The following is a 19,506-nucleotide window of genomic DNA, read 5'->3' as shown; positions in this document are numbered from 1 at the left end:
CGTCTGTCATGACATCATCCCCCCGCTCTCGTCGGCGCAGCTGGCGCCAACGCTCGTATTCCAGCAGTTGGCTGACCACCTTGATGGTGACCTTTATTGTCGGCATCAGTGTGGGGCTGTCGCTGTGGCTGTTTTGGCGCAGTCTGTATTTGCCTGAGCTAAAAACCCATGCCCGCTATTTAAGCAGTGAGCTGCATTTAATCAAACGGGTCAAAGACGATTGGCGCGGTGAGCCTGCGTTTCAGCGCTGGATATATCGCAACTCACACGTGGTGGTGGTCAATAACCCACGCGACTTTCCGCAGGTCGAGGACAAGGTGTTTGTGGATTTGTTCACCAATGTTTTAGAGCGCGAGATTACCGCACAGATTGGCCGTCCTGTGCAGGTGTATTTTAAGTTTAAACCGACGCCGCAGCTGTGGGTACAAGACAGCGCCGACACCAGTTTTTGGATTCGCGAGCCGATGATTTATTACTCTCAGTACAGCCCTGCGCTGCTGCTGCTGTTTTTGCTCGGCTTACCGATTTTAACCTTGCTGACCGTGATTATGCTGGCGCGGCAATTAAACCGCCCGCTACGCTACTTGCAGCGCGCGGCGACCAACTATATCCGCCTAGGTCATGTCACCACTTTGCCGACCGACAAAGGACCGACTGAGATTCGCCAAGTCAATACCGCCTTTAACCGCCTGTTTACCACGCTCAATCAAGCACAAAAAGAGCGTACGATTATGCTGGCGGGTATTTCACACGACTTGCGTACCCCGCTGACCCGCATGCGCCTGACTGCTGAGATGCTGCCTGATGAGTTTTTTCGTGAGGGGCTGATTTATGACATTGAGGACATGGACGCCATTTTGGAGCAGTTCATCTCCTTTATGAAAGATGGCTCAGATGAGCCCGTACGCTTGACCACGCTCGACACCATTTTTAATGAAATCATGGTGCAATTTGCGCCGACAGAGTTCGTCTACCAGTCCGATTGTGACAAGGCCGTACCTGTACGCCCTTTATCCATTAAGCGCTTGATTATCAACTTGGTGAACAATGCCAACCGTTACGGTAAACCGCCGATTTATCTGTCTGCGACCGTAGTACCGACCTTTATTGACAACCAAATGGCGCATGACAGCGAGGTGATTAGTGAAAATGAGGTCAATCAAGAAGCACAAGAGCAGCTGATGATTTGTGTACGCGACTGCGGCGAAGGGGTGGCAGAAGACCAACTCGAGCGTATCATGCAGCCCTTTGAGCGCGGTGAGACGGCGCGTACCACCCAAGGCAGTGGTCTGGGACTTGCGATTGTCAATCGTATTGCAGGGCTACATCACGGAACGGTTGAGGCCATCAATCATCCTGATGGTGGACTACAGGTCTGCGTGCGCATCCCCCTTATCTCCAAAGTCGCTGGCGAAACCCCATCGGCTGAAACCACACCCTAAAACACACTGCCGCTGCATGGCAGGACACTCATGCAGCGGCAGTGCTTATTCTTTCGTACCGATACGCGGCGGAATATAAACCGCACTGTTGCTAAACTCAACAGGCTGTACCAAGTCGGTTTTGGCTTGCTGGACGCTTTGGGTGGGGCTGGGCTGCTTTAAAAACAGGTAGTAGCCCAGCATCAATGCATTTAGCACCACCAGTCCACCGAACATATAGGGCATTGGGGTCTCCTTTATTCATCAAGCAATCGTCTGTTTTTGCGCGATAACGTCTTTGTAACTGCGCTGTATTTTATTGAGCTTATGAAAACTGACCATTCTCTAAAGTGCGGTCGCTCTTTTCTTGAGTCAACTCATCAGCAGCAATGGCTTGGGTGAGCGGTTTGACAGGCCACGTCATCACAAAACGCGCGCCACCCAAATCAGGACTCTCATCGACTTTCATACCGCCATTAAACCAAAAGGCAATACGGGAGACGATAGATAGCCCCAAACCGTAGCCGCCCGAGGCGCGGGTACGACTGTCATCAAGGCGCGAGAACGGGATAAAGACTTTTTCGCGATCCGCTTCAGGGATACCATGACCGTCATCTTCGACGCTGACCCACGCATTGCCTTTACGCACGCCACCACTGATAATGATGGTACTGTCCGCATAACGCAGCGCATTGCCTGCCAAGTTTTGGATAACGCGGTGCAAGTAACGTCTGTCGGCAATGGCGGTGACTTTAGAGGCAGGCGTTTTTGCCACGATTCTGATCGGTTTACCAAGCGCATTGGTCTCACGTTCAATCTGCTCAATCAGCTCTTTAAGATTGACCGACTCTAAGTCCAGCTTCGGCGAACCTTCTTCAAGCTTAGCATACGTCAAAATCTCATCAATCAGACCATTTAGCGACTCGATATCTTCATCGATATAGTCACGCTGCATCTGCCGCGAGTCTTCATCATCGGTATCAGCGAGCATGTCCACGGCAAAGCGAATACGCGCCACAGGGGTGCGCAGCTCATGCGATACCGCACGGGTCAGCTCACGCTGCGACTCAATGAGGCGCTTGATGTGCTCAGTCATGGCATTGAAGGTCGCTGACAGACGCGCGATTTCATCTTGACCAATCACCTGCACCTGTACGTCCAAGTTGCCTTTACTGACCTCATTGACGCCCACTTGAATCAGCTGCAATTTACGCTCTAGTGGGAAAATCAGCGCATAGACCCCAAGACTGATGAGGAACATACTGATCAGCACCATACTGACAATCAGATTCAGTGGAAACCAATTGAAAAGCGGTACAGGACCCATCAATACGGCCATGTCATTAATTTCAGAAGGCACAATCACTTTGATTGATGAGTTGCTTTGGCTGGAGCTGGTGTCTTGAAACAAAATCACCACTTCATCACGGCGCAGACGCGCCAACTGGTCACTGTCTAAGCTTAAATTGCTGACCGCCTGCAAAGACAGCGGAAACGAGAACTTGTCCTCTAAGTCAGCCAAGCGCTCTCGCTTTTCAGACAGCGTGTTGTAGTACGACAAATCATCCAATAAGAACACCGCCATGGCGCGTACTTGCTGCTCGTTGACCTGTGAGATACGCACGGTCAACACGTTGTTGCCCTCAGGCAGCAGGTAGTACACATCGGCATAGGTGGGCTGATTGACGTAACGCACCACCGCTTCGCCATTGTTTAAACGGCGCAAATCGCTTGAGCTAAATTCCACCTCTTCGGTGGGCACAATACGAAAGGTCGAGCCGAACAAGCTGCTGGCATCAGAGAGCCAATACTCACGCTGAATGTCACTTTTTTGATGCGATATGCCTTCAGCGACCAAATAAAACGCCCCTGTCGCCATACTCTCGCGGTACGACTGCACGCGCTCTTTGTTAATGGTATCCATGAGCAGCTGTGCAAACAATGCCACGCACAAGCAGACAATCAATAGCCCGCCATAAATTCGAATAAATATACTGTGTTTTAAAGATGAGACTAATGACATATCTTGCTGTTACCAACCTATTAAACCCTAAAGAGACACCCCGATAGACCAGTCTATCGTGATGATAACCGTCCCATGGTCTCGCGTGCCGCATCACTTACCAAAACGCACGCAGCGCATGGCTTTTTATCGCGCGGTTTGGATGCAAAGACAGCCACCCACCCTAACGGAGGGGCACTTATCAGCCCTAATTAAACCACATAATGATTGGCATAAGTTGAAAATTTTTGGTTCCAATCGCAAAAAAACCAGCATCGCGCTGGCTTTTTTGAGTGGCTCTATTCAGTCATCGTCCGCTAAGCGTTGGCACATACAGGTGCGGATAGCGACGCTAGGAATGGCAATTAATTGCCTTCTTTTACGAACAAGTAGCCTTTACTGCGTACGGTCTTGATACGTTTTGGATTTTCTGGATCATCACCAATTTTTGGACGAATACGCGAGATACGCACGTCAATAGAGCGGTCTTGACCATCATACTCAATACCACGCAGACGCTCAAAGATGTCTTCGCGCGATAGGATACGACCTGCATTTGAAGCCAATAACCATAGCAAATCATACTCAGCGCTGGTAAAGTCAACCAACTCATCTGCCAATGTCACTGAGCGACCACCATTGTCAATGACCAACTCACCGAACTCAAGACGCTGTGGCACATCTTCTGAAGGCGCGTTTTCAGAGCGACGTAGCAAGGCACGGATACGCGCAAGTAAAACGCGTGGCTGAGCAGGCTTTGCCACATAGTCGTCTGCACCCATCTCAAGACCCAAAACCTGATCCATATCTTCGGTACGGGCTGTCAGCATCAAAATTGGATTTTGGTAATGCGGGCGCACTTCACGGCAGACCGTCAAGCCATCGCTACCTGGCAACATCACATCAAGCACCACCATGTCTGGCTGCTCGTTAACAATACGACGAATCGCACGGTTACCATCGGTTTCGATAGCCACTTCCAAGCCGTTTTTGACCAAATAATCTTGAGTCAGCATCGCAAGGCGCTCATCATCTTCGACAATCAAAATTCGGGGGGTGTTGTCTTCTTCAGTCATTGTCATTGTTATGTCCTCTAAATTGTAAAAAATAAGCGCGGGGCAATCATCAGCACTTAAAGTGTTGCAGTTACTGCCATTGGGCATCAACAGCACAGTATACTATCAAACCTCAATAACCCATACTGTCGGTGATGGCCAGTAACAAAACCTATAAACTACGCCCATCGCACTGTGGTGGTGCCCTCACTGGTAACCCTTAGCCTATCGCAAGCACATCCGCTGCGCTTCATAATAATACTGTAGGTCACTTGCCAGTAGGCGATTGTTACTAATATAACCAAATATCATCAATACTGCCAGTAGCTTTCGCGCGGCGCGCAGATATGAGCGTCAGACATAAAAAAAACAGCCCCTAAAAGGACTGTTTTTAAATATATCGACAAATACGGGCGATTAAGCGCGGTTTTTGTATTTGCGAATGGTCTGTAGCTGACCTACCGACTCGGCCAATGATGCCAAAGCAGCATTCACCTGTACGGTGTCACTTTGGTTGACCAAAGCTTGTTCAGCGTTTTTACGCGCTTGAATGATTTTGCTCTCATCCAAGTTATGCGCACGTACTGCAGTGTCTGCCAGTACGGTGACCATGTTTGGCTGTACTTCAAGTACACCACCAGACACGTAGATAACTTCTTCTTGACCGTCTGGGGTTTGTACGCGCATCGCACCTGGCTTTAGCAATGTGATAAGCGGGGTGTGTCCTGATAGCACACCAACCTCGCCCTCGCTACCCGTAGCGATTAACATACTGACGTCACCTGAGTATAGCTCTTCGCGGGCACTTACGACGCGACATTGAAACGTTGCCATCCCTCTCTCCTCACTTTAAAAATTGCCATGCAGGATACGATAAGCGCACAGAATCGGCGCTTATCGGTCGTTAGCGGCTTATGCTGACGCTTTTGCTTTTAGCTTTTCAGCTTTAGCAACCACTTCATCGATGCCGCCTGCCATGTAGAACGCTTGTTCTGGTAGGTCATCGTACTCACCTGCGATGATTGCTTTAAAGCTGGCAATCGTGTCACGTAGTGAGACATATTTACCAGGCGCACCAGTAAATACTTCAGCAACGTGGAATGGCTGTGACAAGAAGCGCTGAATCTTACGTGCACGGTAAACAATCAGTTTGTCTTCTTCTGACAGCTCGTCCATACCCAAGATAGCGATGATATCTTTTAGCTCTTTATAACGCTGCAAGACTTCCTGTACGCCACGCGCAACATTGTAGTGCTCTTCGCCAATGACTTGTGGGTCAAGCTGACGTGAGGTTGAATCTAGTGGATCAACCGCAGGGTAAATACCTTGTGACGCGATGTCACGGCTTAGTACGACGGTGGCGTCCAAGTGAGCAAACGTGGTTGCTGGTGATGGATCGGTCAAGTCATCGGCAGGTACATATACTGCTTGCACAGAAGTAATTGAGCCTGACTGGGTTGAGGTAATACGCTCTTGAAGCATACCCATCTCTTCCGCTAGTGTTGGCTGGTAACCTACTGCTGATGGCATACGGCCAAGCAGTGCTGATACCTCAGTACCCGCTAGCGTGTAACGGTAGATGTTGTCAACGAACAACAGTACGTCACGACCTTTGCCAGTTTCTGGATCTTTACTGTCACGGAAGTATTCCGCCATAGTCAGACCCGTCAGGGCAACGCGTAGACGGTTACCTGGTGGCTCATTCATCTGGCCGTATACCATCGCAACTTTAGATTTGCTAAAGTCTTCGGTGTTTACAACGCCCGCTTCTTGCATCTCATGATAGAAGTCGTTACCTTCACGAGTACGCTCACCAACACCAGCAAACACAGACAAACCTGAGTGTTTTAGGGCGATGTTGTTGATCAATTCCATCATGTTTACGGTTTTACCAACACCCGCACCACCGAACAGACCGACTTTACCACCTTTAGCAAACGGACATAGCAAGTCAATAACCTTGATGCCTGTTTCTAGCAGTTCAGTGCTGTTTGATTGTTCAGCGTAGCTTGGCGCTTCGCGGTGGATAGACCATTTGGTATCTGCAGCAACTTCGCCCGCTTCGTCAATAGGGCGACCTAGAACGTCCATGATACGACCTAGGGTGGCTGTACCTACTGGCACAGAAATCGGTGCACCGGTACTGGTCACAGGCATGCTGCGCTTTAGACCTTCGGTTGAACCCATCGCGATAGTACGCACGATACCATCGCCCAATTGTTGCTGTACTTCTAGGGTAGTTTCGGTACCATCGACTTGTAGGGCATCATAGACCTGAGGCACGTCTTCACGGTTAAATTCAACGTCAATAACCGCGCCAATGATCTGTACAATACGACCGCTACTCATTGCGTTCTCCTTGAACTTCTATATATAGGTGTAGTCAATTATGAAACAGCAGCAGCACCGCCAACGATTTCCGAGATTTCTCGAGTAATCGCCGCTTGACGCAGCTTGTTATAAACCAACTGTAAATCGTTAATTAAATTGCCCGCGTTGTCTGTCGCTGCTTTCATAGCAACCATACGCGATGACTGTTCAGAGGCAATATTTTCCATAACCGCTTGATAAACGATAGACTCGATATAACGTCCGAGCAGCCCATCAATCAATGTTTTGATGTCCGGCTCGTAGATATAGTCCCAGCTCAGCTCAGTTTGGATACCACTTTCTTCATCACCAAAGGCGTTCTCTGGTAGCGGTACCAATTGATTGATTCTAGGCTTTTGTGTCATGGCGTTGACAAACTGGTTATAAACCACATAGATGCGATCTAATTTGCCTTGATTGTAGTCATCAAGCATTGCTTGTACTGGCGCGTTGAGCTGTTCAAACGTTGGGTTGTCACCGTAATCGGTGATCGCTGAGGTTACTTTACCACCAAAGTTTTTGAAAAAGCTGACGCCTTTGGCACCCACGACTGCAAACTCAGCCTGTACCGATTGTGATTGGTACTCTTGGATACTTTTGGTCAGGGCTTTGAATAGGTTGATATTCAAACCACCCGCCAAACCGCGGTCAGAGGTGATAACAATGTAGCCCACTTTGTTGACAGGGCGCGATACCATGTACGGATGCTTGTAGTCTGATGACGCATGCACCAAATGTGAGATAACCCGGCGCATACTATCAGCATACGGGCGACCCACTTCCATGCGCTCTTGGGCACGGCGCATCTTACTCGCTGCAACCATCTGCATGGCACGAGTAATCTTCTGGGTGCTTTTAATACTGGTGACTTTGGCACGTATTTCTTTTAAGCTTGCCATAATGATTCCAATATAAGAGGGTTAAAAAAGCATTGGCGAATGCAACAAGGACTTGCAGCACTACGCAGTCACATGCCGTTGATAACAGCTTACACGCTTATGACTCATAACGCGTGTAAGCCTTGTATCAACAAACCCGTTAAATTAATAACTGTGGTTTTGTTTAAACGTCTGCACTGCTGACTTCAAACGACCGGCAATATCATCATTGTAATTGGCGGTGTCATCAATCTCTTTCATCAGCTCGCTTTGCTCGTCATGCATGTAACGTAGGTACGCTTCTTCAAATGAGCCGATTTTTTCAACAGGCACGTCTGATAGGAAACCTTCGTTCGATGCATAGATAACGGCCGCTTGCTCAGAGATCGACATTGGACGATACTGCTTCTGCTTCATAAGCTCGGTCACACGCTCACCATGGTCAAGCTGAGCACGCGTGGCGTCATCAAGATCCGAGGCAAACTGCGCGAACGCAGCAAGTTCACGGTACTGAGCCAGTGCAGTACGGATACCACCTGATAGCTTTTTAATGATCTTGGTCTGTGCTGAACCACCGACGCGAGATACTGAGATACCCGCATTCACTGCAGGACGGATACCTGAGTTAAATAGGCTTGATTCTAAGAAGATCTGACCATCGGTAATTGAAATCACGTTGGTCGGTACGAACGCAGAAACGTCACCCGCTTGAGTCTCAATGATCGGTAGTGCGGTTAGTGAACCGGTTTTACCAGTGACTTCACCGTTTGTGAACTTTTCTACATAGTCAGCGTTGACGCGTGATGCACGCTCAAGCAGACGTGAATGTAAGTAGAATACGTCACCAGGATAGGCTTCACGACCTGGCGGACGACGTAGCAGCAGTGAAATCTGACGATAAGCAACCGCTTGTTTTGATAGATCATCAAATACGATTAGCGCGTCTTCACCACGGTCACGGAAGTACTCACCCATAGTACAGCCAGAGTATGGCGCTAGGTACTGTAGTGCCGCTGGCTCTGAGGCTGATGCAACAACCACAGTGGTGTACTCTAGGGCACCTGTTTGCTCAAGCTTACGTACGACGTTGGCGATGGTTGAACGTTTTTGACCAACGGCCACGTACACACACTTAATGCCAGAGTCTTTCTGCGCAATAATCGCATCGATCGCAAGTGCGGTTTTACCCGTCTGACGGTCACCAATGATAAGCTCACGCTGACCACGACCAATAGGAATCATGGTATCAACCGCTTTATAACCAGTCATTACTGGCTGGTCTACTGATTGACGATCAATAACGCCTGGTGCGATTTTTTCGACTTTGTCGGTCAGCTTGGCATTGACAGGGCCTTTGCCATCGATAGGATTACCCAAAGCATCAACAACACGACCTAGTAGCTCAGGTCCTACCGGTACTTCAAGAATACGACCAGTACAATAGGCTTTTTGACCTTCTTGTAGCTCTAGATAATCACCAAGTACGACCGCGCCGACAGAATCACGCTCTAAGTTTAGCGCCATACCGTAGATGTCGCCTTCAAACTCAATCATTTCACCGTACATGGCATCTTCAAGACCATGAATCTGCACGATACCGTCAGATACTTTGACAATCGTGCCTTCATTCTTTGCAGTTGCACCCGCATCAAGGTCTTGAATACGCTGCTTAATCAGATTACTGATTTCCGCTGGATTCAATTGTTGCATTGCCTTGTTTCCTTTAATTTATGATAACCCGCCCACTGACTCAAATGCTCTTAGGATTGCGCAGCCATCTGCGCTGTTGGCATTAAGCAGTTAGCTGTGTTTTTAACTGTTGTAGCTTGCCACGCATAGAATCATCAATAACTTTGTCACCGATTTTAATCTTAGCGCCTGCCAATAAGGTTGGATCAACCGACTCATGAATAACCACACTGGCATTAAGCGAGGTGGCAAGACGCGTTTTGATAAGCTCGCGCTGCTCGTCGGTCAATGGATGGGCAGAAGTCACGTAAGCGTCAAGCTGCTTTAAGCCCAAGGCTTTATGACGGCGATAATGCTCATAAACTTCAGGCAGCAGCGTCAGACGCTCTTGTTCTGACAACTGTTTTACGAAGTTGCTAAGCGCTGTTGATACTTTAGGATAGCTTGTCGTGGTATCACGATGCCCTTTTGCTGATGCCAACAACTCTTTAAACGCAGAATCATTGTCACTAGCAACTTGTGTATCATAAAGATCGACCAAAGCGGCTGACTTTTGCTCAGCAGAAACGGCTGGATTGTCTAGCCAACTGTGGAACGATTTGTCGTTGACAATCGTACTGGCAACAAATAGAAAATCTTCCCATTCATTGACCACCCCGTGTTCATTGGCATAGTCAAACGCGGCTTTAGCGTAGGGTCTTGCTAAGGTTGATAAGTCAGCCATTATATCCTCACAATTACAGCTTCGCCGCCAGTTGGTCTAACATGCTGGCGTGTTTTTGCATATCGACTTCTTCTTGCAAAATCTTTTCAGCACCAAGAACAGACAGCTCAGCGACTTGGGCACGCAGTGACTCACGTGCTTGGTTGATCTCTTGATCGATAGACGCTTGTGCTTGTTGACGGATACGCTCACCTTCAGCTTGGGCTTGCGCTTTAGCGTCTTCAACTAATTGATTGGCACTTTTATTTGCCTGCTCAATCAATGCCGCAGCTTTGGTCTTAGCGAGCTCAAGCTCCTGCTGGGCATCTTGCTCCGCGGTCGCCAAATCTGCTTTTGCTTTTTCCGCTGCATTCAAGCCGTCAGCGATTTTACGCTGACGCTCATTAATTGCGCCGATAAGTGGTGGCCACACGAATTTCATGCAAAAAACCACAAATATTGCAAAAGCAATGGCTTGACCGATGAGGGTAGAATTGATATTCACGTGATCACCTCTTTGTTAATGAAACATCAGTGTTATTGACCATATTTATATTCATCGACTATAGATACAGTCAACCATATACAACTGAGCCTTCAGATTAACCTGCTAGAGGGTTAGCGAATAACAATAGCATAGCAATACCAACACCAATCATCGGTACCGCATCAAGTAGACCTGCGACGATGAACATACGCGTTTGCAACTGTGAGCCTAGCTCTGGCTGACGTGCAACGCCTTCTAGGAACTTGCCGCCCAAGATAGCAAAGCCGATGCCGGTGCCAAGAGCGCCCAAACCAATCAGAAGTGCTACTGCGATAACTGTGTAACCACCTAATACTGGATCCATTGATGTATCCTCATTTACCTATTGAATGTCTAATTAATGTTCAGTTGATGACGCCAGTGATAGATAAACTATCGTGAGCATCATAAATACGAACGCTTGAAGTGTAATAACTAAGATGTGGAAAATCGCCCACGGTACAGATAACGCCCATTGAATCCAAAACGGCATTAGGGCAATCAAGATAAAAATCAACTCACCTGCATACATGTTACCGAACAGACGCAAGCCCAATGAGATTGGTTTTGCAATCAAGGTCACAAATTCTAGGATGAAGTTGATGGGGATTAAGATGATTTTTGCGATTGGGTTTTTGGCACTAAATGGGTGCAGTGTGAGCTCGCCTAAGAAGCCGCCAAAACCTTTTTCTTTAATGCTATAAAAGATAATCAGTGCAAAAACAGAAAATGACATACCAAGAGTGACGTTCGGGTCGGTACTTGGAACGATCTTCATAAAGACGTGGTGTGGGTCATAACCCATGGCCTCGCCGATTTTTTGTGCCAGCACTGGAATGAAATCGATGGGTACAAGATCCATCAAGTTCATTAAGAAAATCCAAACAAAAATGGTCAGCGCAAGCGGCGCAACCAGTTTTGATTTACCACTGTAGGAATCACGGACGTTGTTGTCGACAAACTCGACAATCAGTTCAACAAAAGCTTGGGTCTTACCTGGCACACCTGATGTGACTTTTTTGGCAACCATCCAAAAAACGGCGCAAAAAAGAATACCAAGACCAAAAGACCACAGCATAGAGTCCAGATGAATGGCTTTAAAGCCCATTTGCGAGGCTTCTTCGGCGCTATGCGCAACCGTCCAGCCTTCGCCTGGTAAGTAGCCGTACGTCCAGTTCGTTAAGTGGTGAGAGATATAGTCTGATGATGTTTGTTGCTCGGCTGCCATAATATAAGCTTCTTATTAATCAACGATTTAATCAACTACCAAAAAAAAGGTTGTCATCTGATGAGTAGATTAACGAATTAAAGTGGTCGATACGTGGAGGCAAGCGATTGACGCTCCCCTACCCTGTTATCGAGTGCTTTATTTCAGTTAAAGCTACCATGTAACCAACAACATCCAACCTATGAAACTTATTATGTGTCGCTCAACCTGATAACCAAGCATAAATTTTAGTTATCAAAAAAGGGCTTAAGGATATCATCTACCAGCCCTTGGTACAGACACAAAAAGTCATTATGTTAGTGTTTGCTTATATTATCTTGTGACTTATAAACTGTCGCAACGATAACGCCAATTGGCGCACATAAGCAGAAAAATTTGTTGCCTATCTTAATGCAGCGTTGTATTCGTGTAAAGTCAATTATCTGCTTTATCTATACTGCCAGTAGGGTTTTTAACACGCACGTCAATGCGGTAGGTACTTTGCGCCCTTCTTGGCGACATATACCTACAGGCATATATGTGTATAAACCCTATTACATTGTGCGTACTGCTGCTTTTATCATCCACTCAAACAACGTGCTTGGATGCAAAGCAAACATGCATTGACTTTAATGAATTAGCCGTAGAGAAATTGGACTGCGAGATGACACATCAAGCATTACTCTTATGACAGAATAATTAACACACCTAAAAAATAAGGTCTGCTAGCCTATGCGCCACAACATCCAACTGTGACTAATCTGCATTACCATAAAACCGATGAAAAGCGCGGGCGCTGACAGGGGTTGTATGGTAATAAAAATTAGTGCGAAACCGAACACTGTCAATAGCCATTTGACCATTTGACCGCGGTACATCTGCCGTACAATGTGTCGGCGAGCGCGGTATCCAGTGTGCCAAAAAACAAAACCTGCGAATATGGCTTGGCTAAGATAGCTTAAACAAGCACCTAAGGCGGCACTTTTGGCAATTACCCAGTGGGCATCATACCAGATATAATCTATCAATGCAGCCAGCAAAACGATAGCGAGCAGAATCCATGATTGCTGCTTTAAACCGCTGCCGATTTTGTCTTTTTTTGTACGTTTGGCAGGTTGGGTCATCAGATATCCTTCATATAGGATGCGGTGTGTTGTTTGCTTATATATGACAAAAACAACGCCGCGACTTTGCTAAGCCACTATATCAGTATTACCTTTTAACCCATTTAAAACGCCACTTATTATAAGGAGTGCATCACTTTTAAGCAAGCATAATATTAAGTTTGTCAACTATTTAACATTTTTTGGCTGTCCGTGCTGCCATTATGCGTCCATCTGCCCTCTTTTTATAATAGGTGACCGCTGCCCTGCGCTGTCATGAGTAATAACGCAGGGCGCATGGGTTGTGATTATCTATACGCCATCGATACAGCTGTTGATTTGCTGCGCCATCGTCAGCCAACCTGTCACAAAGTCATCGCTGTCGCTCATGTCCTCTAACTGTACGCTGGTTTGTAGTGGTTTTAGTTTGGCTTGTAGCCCTTTTGCTGTATCGCCTTGATTGACCAGACACATCTGCGGACGCGGACGGTTGCTGGTGAGCCAGCGCAACTGGCTGGCTTTGGGCGCTAGGTGATGGTCAGGGCTTAGGCTGCCTGCCAGACGGATATTAGCCGCATTTTCAATGTATTGATAAGCGTCATGGTATGCCCAATACGCGCGGCGCTGTGGGGCGCGGGTTTGTACTTGTTGTACGGCAGCGTCCATACGCTTGGCAAAGCTCTTGACGTTGGCTTGATAGATGTCTTTGTATTGCGGGTTGGCATGGGTGTGAATGGCGGCAAGCGCACGGGTGATGGCTTTGGCATTATCGGGGTCAAGCCAGATGTGCGGGTCTTCGGTGTTGCTGATGGGCTGAGTCTGTATATCGCGCAGTGGATGGCGTTTAAACGCGTCAAAGTCCAATAGCGCGATGGCGTTGGGCGCGGTCTCAAGCGTTCCTGACAGGCTGTTTTCGAGCGAATGCCCAAACCAGACCACAAAGGTGCTGTCTTGAATGCGTTTTTTGTCGCTGGGACTGATGCTGCCGTGATGACCGACGTCGCCTGCGTGTAAAATTTGATGCGCTGAGGGCGTACCTTTGGTGACGGCTTCGCTCAATAAAAACAGCGGATGATTACTGACGCTGACACTGCCTGCGGCATAGGCGGGTGCTTGCCATAGTACGGCGGCGCACAGCACGATACTCAGACGACGCATGGGCGCGCGTAGCTTTTGCGACAGAGCGTGGATGTGGGTGGATAACGGCTTCATAATGCGGACTCACAAAATCAGGGGGCAGACTGCATCAGCAATGCCGTGCTCGTCTGCCCAAAACAACAACACAATGATGAATAATGGTGCCAAAAAGACGCCTAAATAATGGCATAATGGTATTTACCTAACGCATTATGTTATACTATAACATTAATAATCGCCAGTGCTGTGGGTTTTGGTTTGTAAAAAAAGCCAGTGAACCTGCATTGCTATGCTATTAACCGACGCATATGAGGACAGCGACCGTGGCCGCAGACTGTAAGCATATCCATAAAGTACAGCCTTTCTCCGCCCAAGAGGTGCAAGCGCGCATCGTTGCCGCACAGCAGCATTGCCGTACGCGCGGGGTGCGCTTTACGCCGCTTCGCCAGCAAATCTATGCGCTGATTTTGTCTGCCGCAGCGCCTGTGGGTGCCTATGACTTAATCACCTTGCTGCAACAAGCCCGCTTGGACGATGAGTCAGAGACACCAGCCCCTGCCAGCAAAAATGTTGCGCCGCCGACGGTGTACCGCAGTCTGGAGTTTTTGTTGTCGGAGGGGCTGATTCATCAGTTGACCTCGATCAACGCTTATGTGCCGTGCTGTCATCCACGGGCGCAGCATACCGCCGCCTTTTTGATTTGTGACGCCTGTCATAGCGTGCAAGAGTGCAGCAGTATGCCTGCTAAAGAGATTATTCATTTTGCTGAGGCCGATGCAGGCTTTGTGGTGGCGCGCAGTGTGATTGAGCTGAGTGGTCGGTGTCAGGCGTGTCAAAACCACTTGAGTAAAAGTGACGGTTGATGCGCATTTTGAAATTGTGGCTCAGTGGCGCTGAGTCTGTATGTCATGAGCAAAAAGGGTAACGCTGTCATGAGCCATGTATCACCACGCAAACACACCTCGGACGCTCAGCCCGTATCGCCTGAGAGAACACCACTGCTGAGCCTGCACGACGTCAGCTATCTGATCAATCGTCAGCGGCTGGTATCGCATGTCAGCTTGGATATCGGCGCGCAAGAGACCATCAGTGTGATCGGTCCCAATGGCGCGGGCAAGTCGACGCTGGTAAAACTGATACTCGGGCTGCTTGCACCAACCGAGGGTCGTATTGAAGCGCATCAGCCGTTACAGCTCGGCTATGTGCCGCAGCGCTTTAGCGTGCCTGCCATTTTGCCGCTGCGAGTCAAGGACGTGTTGGCGCAGGCGGACAAGCGCCGCTTGAGCCGTGAGCAGCGTGATTATATTTTGGAGCGCTTGTCTTTGGCGGATTTGTTGTCACGGCAGATGCACCATCTGTCTGGCGGGGAGACGCAGCGGGTGCTGCTTGCGCGGGCGCTGCTCGATAAGCCAAACTTGCTGATACTCGATGAGCCGATGCAGGGCTTGGACCCAGATACGGAGGCGCTGCTGTATGCGTTTATTGATGCGCTGCCAGAGTTTTTGCGCTGTGCGATGCTGGTGGTCTCACACGATTTGCATTGGGTGATGCGCGGCAGTCGGCGGGTGGTGTGTCTGAATAAGCACATTTGCTGCGAGGGGCAACCTGCCGAGCTTGCGGTGACGCCTGAATTTCAGGATTTGTTCGGTCATCATTACGAGCAGCCGTATGTGCATAAGCCTCATGCTTGCGAGCATCATGCCCCGCATGAGATGTGAGCATAACGATGGGCGCAGGTTTCTATGCGCTGCAAATGACATAATTTTATTGGGTTTTGGTGGGTTTTGATTATGGGTGCATGGTTGAGCATTATTGCCCCAGCATGGCTGGCGGGCAGTATTTTGGCATTGCTGTCTGCACCGCTTGGCTGTCTGGTGTTGTGGCGACGTATGGCGTTTTTTGCAGATGCGTTGGCACACGGCACACTGCTTGGGGTGGCGCTGGCGGCGTGGTGGCAGCTGCCGATGGGTATTGGCGTTGCACTGGTCAGCGTGGTGGTGGTGCTCAGCTTGGTGCTGATGGACGATGAGCGCTTGCCCGCTGATGCGGTACTGGCGGTGGTGGCGGTGACCTTGCTGTGTTTGGGGCTATTGACTTTGACTCAGCTGACCGACCAGCAGGCCAATGTACTGGGCTTTTTGTTTGGTAATTTGCTGGAGCTGGATTGGGCAGATTTGCCCATGCTGGCAGGCTCAGTGGTGGTCGGTATTGGTTTGCTCGCCTACATTTGGCCTGCACAAATCAAGCTTGCCACCCATGAGGCATTGGCACGCATTCAGGGCATTCACCCCATGCGCCAGCGGCTATACTTTATGGGTATTTTGGCGGGGTTTTGTGCTGTGGCGTTGCAAGCGGTCGGCAGCCTACTGATTAGTGGGCTTTTGGTATTGCCAGCCTTAACCGCGCGTTTACTTACCCATACCCCGCGGCAGATGATTATCACGGCTTTGATTGTCGCGCAGATTGGGGTGACGCTTGGAGTGTGGGGCAGCATTTGGCTCGACATCCAAACGGGGCTGTCGATTGTATTGATACTGGCACTGCTCTTTTTTGCTACCTTGATAGTCAGCAAAACTTGGCAGCTGCTAAGAAGCGCGGGCAGATAAGTGCTTGGCTATCGACGTGATATCAAATTGCCACCCTATGTTTGGGTGGTTTTTTATTCAGCCTACTTTTGTTTTTAGATAATGCTAGAGGTTTTGGACAATCTGTGCTATAAAGCCGACAGTACGCTTTTAGACGCCGATAGTGGTGGATTATGGCTTTATCACAAAAGATAAAATGCTACTATAAAGCGATGTGATGTTTTTTAAACCGCCAAAACGTTTTGATCAGATGAGGTTTTTACCCCATGCAAAACTACCCTGCGCGCAATATCAGTACCGCCGATGGTCAAGTCAATGTCCTACAAATTACTGATTTGCATTTATCAGACATCGCACGCTGTGGCGATGTCCGCTGCTGTCATCAACGTTTTGAGGCGGTGTTGGCTCAAGCCTTGGCAGAGCCGATTCGCTGCGATTTGATTTTGGTCACAGGCGATTTGGTCAGCAAGATACAGCCGCATATCTACGACCATATCTTTAGCGTGCTCGATGCCACCACTATCCCTTTTGCCTGTATTGCGGGTAACCATGATGTCACCGATGAGCGCGACAGCACGGTGCCGTTCTCAGAGCGTACGCTTGTAGCAAAAGTGGCGGACGCGCGGCTGCTCAATCAACACGCGATTGTCAGCGAGCACTGGCAAATCTTACTGATCGATTCAAGCGTGCCTGGCAAAATCAGCGGCGAGCTGGCAGATGCCGACATTGCATGGCTAGACGCACAGCTGACCGCGTGCCCCAAACCTGCCCTAATTGCGCTGCATCATCATATCATCCCGATGCAGTCGGCGTGGATAGATGTGCATATCGCCAAAAATGTCAGCCCCTTTTGGCAACAGCTGCGCGCGCACCCGCAGGTCAAGGCCATTGTCAGTGGGCATACGCACCAAGAAAAGGTCTACACCCATAACGGCGTGACGGTCTATAGCACCCCGTCGACCTGCTATCAGTTCAAGCCGCTGGTCGACGATTTTGCTTATGATGAGCAGGCAAAACCCGGCTGGCGCTGGTTGCAATTAGCTAACAATGGACAGGTTGCAAGCTGGGTGAAAAGATTGGATACTTGACGGTCATCCACGCCCATTTGGTAGACCGTCAAAGGGCTATTATGCATGATATACCGTCTGCGTGATTGTCAATGACCCAGCGAGGACAGCTGGCACGATTGCGATAAAAAAGACGTAAGATTATGCCTTGAAAAGATAACGACAGATAGGCGGCACCAGCCATTAGTGATACCCTGTTTGGGTAGATAAAGGAATACATTTTGGCAGCGTGCTTGATACGCGCTGCAATTGATTGATTGAAAAAATAGGACAGCCATATGAGTACCCCAACCCCCAATCCCAGTGATGTCAAATTCACCCCCTATGAGCCTGCTGAAGGCGAAGAGTACATGTCTGATGCGCAGCTTGAGCATTTTCGTGCCCTGTTGCTCGATTGGAAGACCCAATTGATTGGTGAGGCGGACCGTACCAAGAGCTATATTCAAGACGAATCTAGCGCCATGCCAGACATCAATGACCGCGCCACGCAAGAAGAAGAGTTCGCCCTTGCCCTGCGTACCCGCGACCGTGAACGCAAATTGATTCGTAAAATTGACAAGTCTATCTTAGAGATTGACAATGATGACTACGGCTTTTGTGAGACATGCGGCGTGGAGATTGGTCTGCGTCGTCTCGAAGCACGCCCAACCGCAACCCAGTGCATCGACTGCAAAACCTTGTCAGAGATGAAAGAGCGTCAAAACCAAGGTCACACCTAAACGTGGCGGCACCCATTTTGGCTGCTACTCCTGCATTGACCAAAGCGTCCACCCCGATTGGGCGCTTTGCCCCCTCGCCCACAGGTGAGCTGCACTTAGGCTCGCTGACCACGGCCCTAGCCAGCTACTGTCATATCAAGTCTCTAGGTGGCACATGGCTTTTGCGTATGGAAGACACCGACATCACGCGCTGTGACCGTCAGTTTAGTGAACAAATCCTCCTTGATTTAGAAGCCTTAGCGCTGTTTTGGGATGGCGACGTCATCTACCAATCTGAGCGCACCGACATTTATAACGACTATCTGGCGACCCACCTTGCGCCGCTGACCTACGCCTGCGCCTGCTCGCGTAAACAGCTCAATGCCGACTGGGACGCGCAAGCGCAGCAAGTCAATGTAAATGACTCCAGTCTGCGGCAAGCGCTCGACAACCGCCAACGCTACCCGCGCTGCTGCCTAAATGCCCATCTGAATAAAAATGCGCACAAGCTGCGCCTGCAAATGCCCGATACGCTGATTGGCTTTGCTGATGGTATCCAAGGCAACTGCTGGCAAAACCCGCAGCAGACAGTCGGTGATATGGTGGTACGCCGCGAGGATGGCACCATCAACTATATCTTGGCGGCCAGTATTGACGATGGTCTGCAAGGGGTGACCCATGTGATGCGCGGACTCGATATTTTGCCATTGACCAGCGCACAAATCAGCGTGATGCACGCCGCACGCGTACCTGCCATCTCGCACTGGTATCACTTGCCGCTCATTTGTCACGACAATGGACAAAAGCTCTCCAAGCAAAATCTGGCGCAGCCTATCGATACCCGTGACCCCAGTAGGCTGCTAAAATATGCGTTCGCGCTGCTCCAGCAGCCTGATATCGACATCGATACCCCTGAGCGCATGCTCGCGCAAGCGGTCAGCCAGTGGTGCCAGCAGCCGCTGGTTGGGCAACAAGTACTACACGTACCCACACTGCCCTAGCACTCAGCATCAGCATAAAAAAAAGCGCGAATCAGAATCGCGCTTTTTTGTGTGGCAAATGTCG

The 19,506-nt window shown here is 49.2% G+C and carries 20 protein-coding genes; 7 read left to right on the top strand and 13 right to left on the bottom strand.

All coding sequences use genetic code 11. The annotated features are described in order from the left end of the window. The first annotated feature begins 8 nt into the window (after nt 1-8). Nucleotides 9-1,442, top strand: a complete 1,434-nt coding sequence (locus JMW05_RS07240; protein ID WP_201504650.1) for an ATP-binding protein — start codon at nt 9-11, stop codon at nt 1,440-1,442. Between the two features lie 45 nt (nt 1,443-1,487). On the opposite strand, the gene JMW05_RS07235 is transcribed toward JMW05_RS07240, so the two are convergent. The 13 genes from JMW05_RS07235 to JMW05_RS07175 all read right to left on the bottom strand — a co-directional run bounded on the left by JMW05_RS07235 (nt 1,488) and on the right by JMW05_RS07175 (nt 14,166). Further along, nucleotides 1,488-1,667, bottom strand: coding sequence for a hypothetical protein (locus JMW05_RS07235; protein WP_201504649.1), 180 nt, complete (start codon nt 1,665-1,667; stop codon nt 1,488-1,490). 79 nt (nt 1,668-1,746) lie between these two features. After that, the gene (locus tag JMW05_RS07230) at nt 1,747-3,444 is read right to left on the bottom strand and encodes an ATP-binding protein (protein WP_201504648.1); all 1,698 of its coding nucleotides are present in this window, start codon (nt 3,442-3,444) and stop codon (nt 1,747-1,749) included. A 344-nt stretch (nt 3,445-3,788) separates the two neighbouring features. After that, the gene (locus tag JMW05_RS07225) at nt 3,789-4,499 is read right to left on the bottom strand and encodes a response regulator (RefSeq protein ID WP_201505563.1); all 711 of its coding nucleotides are present in this window, start codon (nt 4,497-4,499) and stop codon (nt 3,789-3,791) included. A 396-nt stretch (nt 4,500-4,895) separates the two neighbouring features. Continuing rightward, nucleotides 4,896-5,312, bottom strand: a complete 417-nt coding sequence (locus tag JMW05_RS07220) for a F0F1 ATP synthase subunit epsilon (RefSeq protein WP_201504647.1) — start codon at nt 5,310-5,312, stop codon at nt 4,896-4,898. Between the two features lie 78 nt (nt 5,313-5,390). Then, the gene (atpD, locus tag JMW05_RS07215; protein ID WP_201504646.1) at nt 5,391-6,827 is read right to left on the bottom strand and encodes a F0F1 ATP synthase subunit beta; all 1,437 of its coding nucleotides are present in this window, start codon (nt 6,825-6,827) and stop codon (nt 5,391-5,393) included. 38 nt (nt 6,828-6,865) lie between these two features. Continuing rightward, entirely contained in the window at nt 6,866-7,747 is an 882-nt protein-coding gene (gene atpG, locus JMW05_RS07210; protein WP_201504645.1) for a F0F1 ATP synthase subunit gamma, read from the bottom strand. Between the two features lie 144 nt (nt 7,748-7,891). Next, nucleotides 7,892-9,436 (bottom strand): F0F1 ATP synthase subunit alpha, encoded by a 1,545-nt coding sequence (gene atpA, locus JMW05_RS07205; protein WP_201504644.1) that lies wholly within the window; start codon nt 9,434-9,436, stop codon nt 7,892-7,894. 82 nt (nt 9,437-9,518) lie between these two features. Then, nucleotides 9,519-10,139, bottom strand: a complete 621-nt coding sequence (locus JMW05_RS07200) for a F0F1 ATP synthase subunit delta (protein ID WP_201504643.1) — start codon at nt 10,137-10,139, stop codon at nt 9,519-9,521. 13 nt (nt 10,140-10,152) lie between these two features. Next, entirely contained in the window at nt 10,153-10,623 is a 471-nt protein-coding gene (locus tag JMW05_RS07195) for a F0F1 ATP synthase subunit B (RefSeq protein WP_201504642.1), read from the bottom strand. A 97-nt stretch (nt 10,624-10,720) separates the two neighbouring features. After that, nucleotides 10,721-10,969, bottom strand: coding sequence for a F0F1 ATP synthase subunit C (atpE, locus tag JMW05_RS07190; RefSeq protein WP_025651437.1), 249 nt, complete (start codon nt 10,967-10,969; stop codon nt 10,721-10,723). Between the two features lie 33 nt (nt 10,970-11,002). After that, entirely contained in the window at nt 11,003-11,872 is an 870-nt protein-coding gene (gene atpB, locus JMW05_RS07185; protein ID WP_201504641.1) for a F0F1 ATP synthase subunit A, read from the bottom strand. A gap of 704 nt (nt 11,873-12,576) precedes the next feature. After that, nucleotides 12,577-12,975, bottom strand: a complete 399-nt coding sequence (locus tag JMW05_RS07180) for an ATP synthase subunit I (protein ID WP_201504640.1) — start codon at nt 12,973-12,975, stop codon at nt 12,577-12,579. 291 nt (nt 12,976-13,266) lie between these two features. Beyond that, on the bottom strand, nt 13,267-14,166 hold the full coding sequence (locus JMW05_RS07175) for a metal ABC transporter solute-binding protein, Zn/Mn family (protein ID WP_201504639.1): 900 nt from the start codon (nt 14,164-14,166) through the stop codon (nt 13,267-13,269). Between the two features lie 233 nt (nt 14,167-14,399). Between JMW05_RS07175 and JMW05_RS07170 the strand changes: the two genes are divergently transcribed. The 6 genes from JMW05_RS07170 to gluQRS all read left to right on the top strand — a co-directional run bounded on the left by JMW05_RS07170 (nt 14,400) and on the right by gluQRS (nt 19,442). Continuing rightward, nucleotides 14,400-14,954 (top strand): helix-turn-helix domain-containing protein, encoded by a 555-nt coding sequence (locus JMW05_RS07170; RefSeq protein WP_201504638.1) that lies wholly within the window; start codon nt 14,400-14,402, stop codon nt 14,952-14,954. A gap of 69 nt (nt 14,955-15,023) precedes the next feature. Beyond that, nucleotides 15,024-15,809, top strand: coding sequence for a metal ABC transporter ATP-binding protein (locus tag JMW05_RS07165; RefSeq protein WP_201504637.1), 786 nt, complete (start codon nt 15,024-15,026; stop codon nt 15,807-15,809). Between the two features lie 72 nt (nt 15,810-15,881). Continuing rightward, on the top strand, nt 15,882-16,697 hold the full coding sequence (locus tag JMW05_RS07160) for a metal ABC transporter permease (protein ID WP_201504636.1): 816 nt from the start codon (nt 15,882-15,884) through the stop codon (nt 16,695-16,697). A gap of 245 nt (nt 16,698-16,942) precedes the next feature. Further along, nucleotides 16,943-17,764 carry a metallophosphoesterase gene (locus JMW05_RS07155; protein ID WP_201504635.1) on the top strand — a complete coding sequence of 274 codons (822 nt, stop codon included), beginning with the start codon at nt 16,943-16,945 and terminating at the stop codon, nt 17,762-17,764. A gap of 257 nt (nt 17,765-18,021) precedes the next feature. Beyond that, complete coding sequence (dksA, locus tag JMW05_RS07150) at nt 18,022-18,462, top strand: RNA polymerase-binding protein DksA (protein WP_201504634.1); 441 nt, start codon at nt 18,022-18,024, stop codon at nt 18,460-18,462. A gap of 2 nt (nt 18,463-18,464) precedes the next feature. After that, nucleotides 18,465-19,442 (top strand): tRNA glutamyl-Q(34) synthetase GluQRS, encoded by a 978-nt coding sequence (gene gluQRS / locus JMW05_RS07145; protein WP_227691473.1) that lies wholly within the window; start codon nt 18,465-18,467, stop codon nt 19,440-19,442. Nucleotides 19,443-19,506 lie beyond the last annotated feature (64 nt).

Origin of the sequence: Psychrobacter aestuarii (genome assembly GCF_904846035.1) — a bacterium.
In the GTDB taxonomy this organism is placed as follows: Bacteria; Pseudomonadota; Gammaproteobacteria; order Pseudomonadales; family Moraxellaceae; genus Psychrobacter; species Psychrobacter aestuarii.
The sequence above is the reverse complement of the archived record's forward strand: the minus strand, read 5'-3'. Positions and strand labels throughout refer to the sequence as shown.

What these genes read in the sequence shown, in the direction of transcription:
- JMW05_RS07240 (WP_201504650.1), top strand. Translation starts at nt 9, where the DNA reads ATGACATCATCCCCCCGCTCTCGTCGGCGCAGCTGGCGCCAACGCTCG.
- JMW05_RS07235 (WP_201504649.1), bottom strand. Translation starts at nt 1,667, where the DNA reads ATGCCCTATATGTTCGGTGGACTGGTGGTGCTAAATGCATTGATGCTG.
- JMW05_RS07230 (WP_201504648.1), bottom strand. Translation starts at nt 3,444, where the DNA reads ATGTCATTAGTCTCATCTTTAAAACACAGTATATTTATTCGAATTTAT.
- JMW05_RS07225 (WP_201505563.1), bottom strand. Translation starts at nt 4,499, where the DNA reads ATGACTGAAGAAGACAACACCCCCCGAATTTTGATTGTCGAAGATGAT.
- JMW05_RS07220 (WP_201504647.1), bottom strand. Translation starts at nt 5,312, where the DNA reads ATGGCAACGTTTCAATGTCGCGTCGTAAGTGCCCGCGAAGAGCTATAC.
- atpD (WP_201504646.1), bottom strand. Translation starts at nt 6,827, where the DNA reads ATGAGTAGCGGTCGTATTGTACAGATCATTGGCGCGGTTATTGACGTT.
- atpG (WP_201504645.1), bottom strand. Translation starts at nt 7,747, where the DNA reads ATGGCAAGCTTAAAAGAAATACGTGCCAAAGTCACCAGTATTAAAAGC.
- atpA (WP_201504644.1), bottom strand. Translation starts at nt 9,436, where the DNA reads ATGCAACAATTGAATCCAGCGGAAATCAGTAATCTGATTAAGCAGCGT.
- JMW05_RS07200 (WP_201504643.1), bottom strand. Translation starts at nt 10,139, where the DNA reads ATGGCTGACTTATCAACCTTAGCAAGACCCTACGCTAAAGCCGCGTTT.
- atpE (WP_025651437.1), bottom strand. Translation starts at nt 10,969, where the DNA reads ATGGATCCAGTATTAGGTGGTTACACAGTTATCGCAGTAGCACTTCTG.
- atpB (WP_201504641.1), bottom strand. Translation starts at nt 11,872, where the DNA reads ATGGCAGCCGAGCAACAAACATCATCAGACTATATCTCTCACCACTTA.
- JMW05_RS07180 (WP_201504640.1), bottom strand. Translation starts at nt 12,975, where the DNA reads ATGACCCAACCTGCCAAACGTACAAAAAAAGACAAAATCGGCAGCGGT.
- JMW05_RS07175 (WP_201504639.1), bottom strand. Translation starts at nt 14,166, where the DNA reads ATGAAGCCGTTATCCACCCACATCCACGCTCTGTCGCAAAAGCTACGC.
- JMW05_RS07170 (WP_201504638.1), top strand. Translation starts at nt 14,400, where the DNA reads ATGAGGACAGCGACCGTGGCCGCAGACTGTAAGCATATCCATAAAGTA.
- JMW05_RS07165 (WP_201504637.1), top strand. Translation starts at nt 15,024, where the DNA reads ATGAGCCATGTATCACCACGCAAACACACCTCGGACGCTCAGCCCGTA.
- JMW05_RS07160 (WP_201504636.1), top strand. Translation starts at nt 15,882, where the DNA reads ATGGGTGCATGGTTGAGCATTATTGCCCCAGCATGGCTGGCGGGCAGT.
- JMW05_RS07155 (WP_201504635.1), top strand. Translation starts at nt 16,943, where the DNA reads ATGCAAAACTACCCTGCGCGCAATATCAGTACCGCCGATGGTCAAGTC.
- dksA (WP_201504634.1), top strand. Translation starts at nt 18,022, where the DNA reads ATGAGTACCCCAACCCCCAATCCCAGTGATGTCAAATTCACCCCCTAT.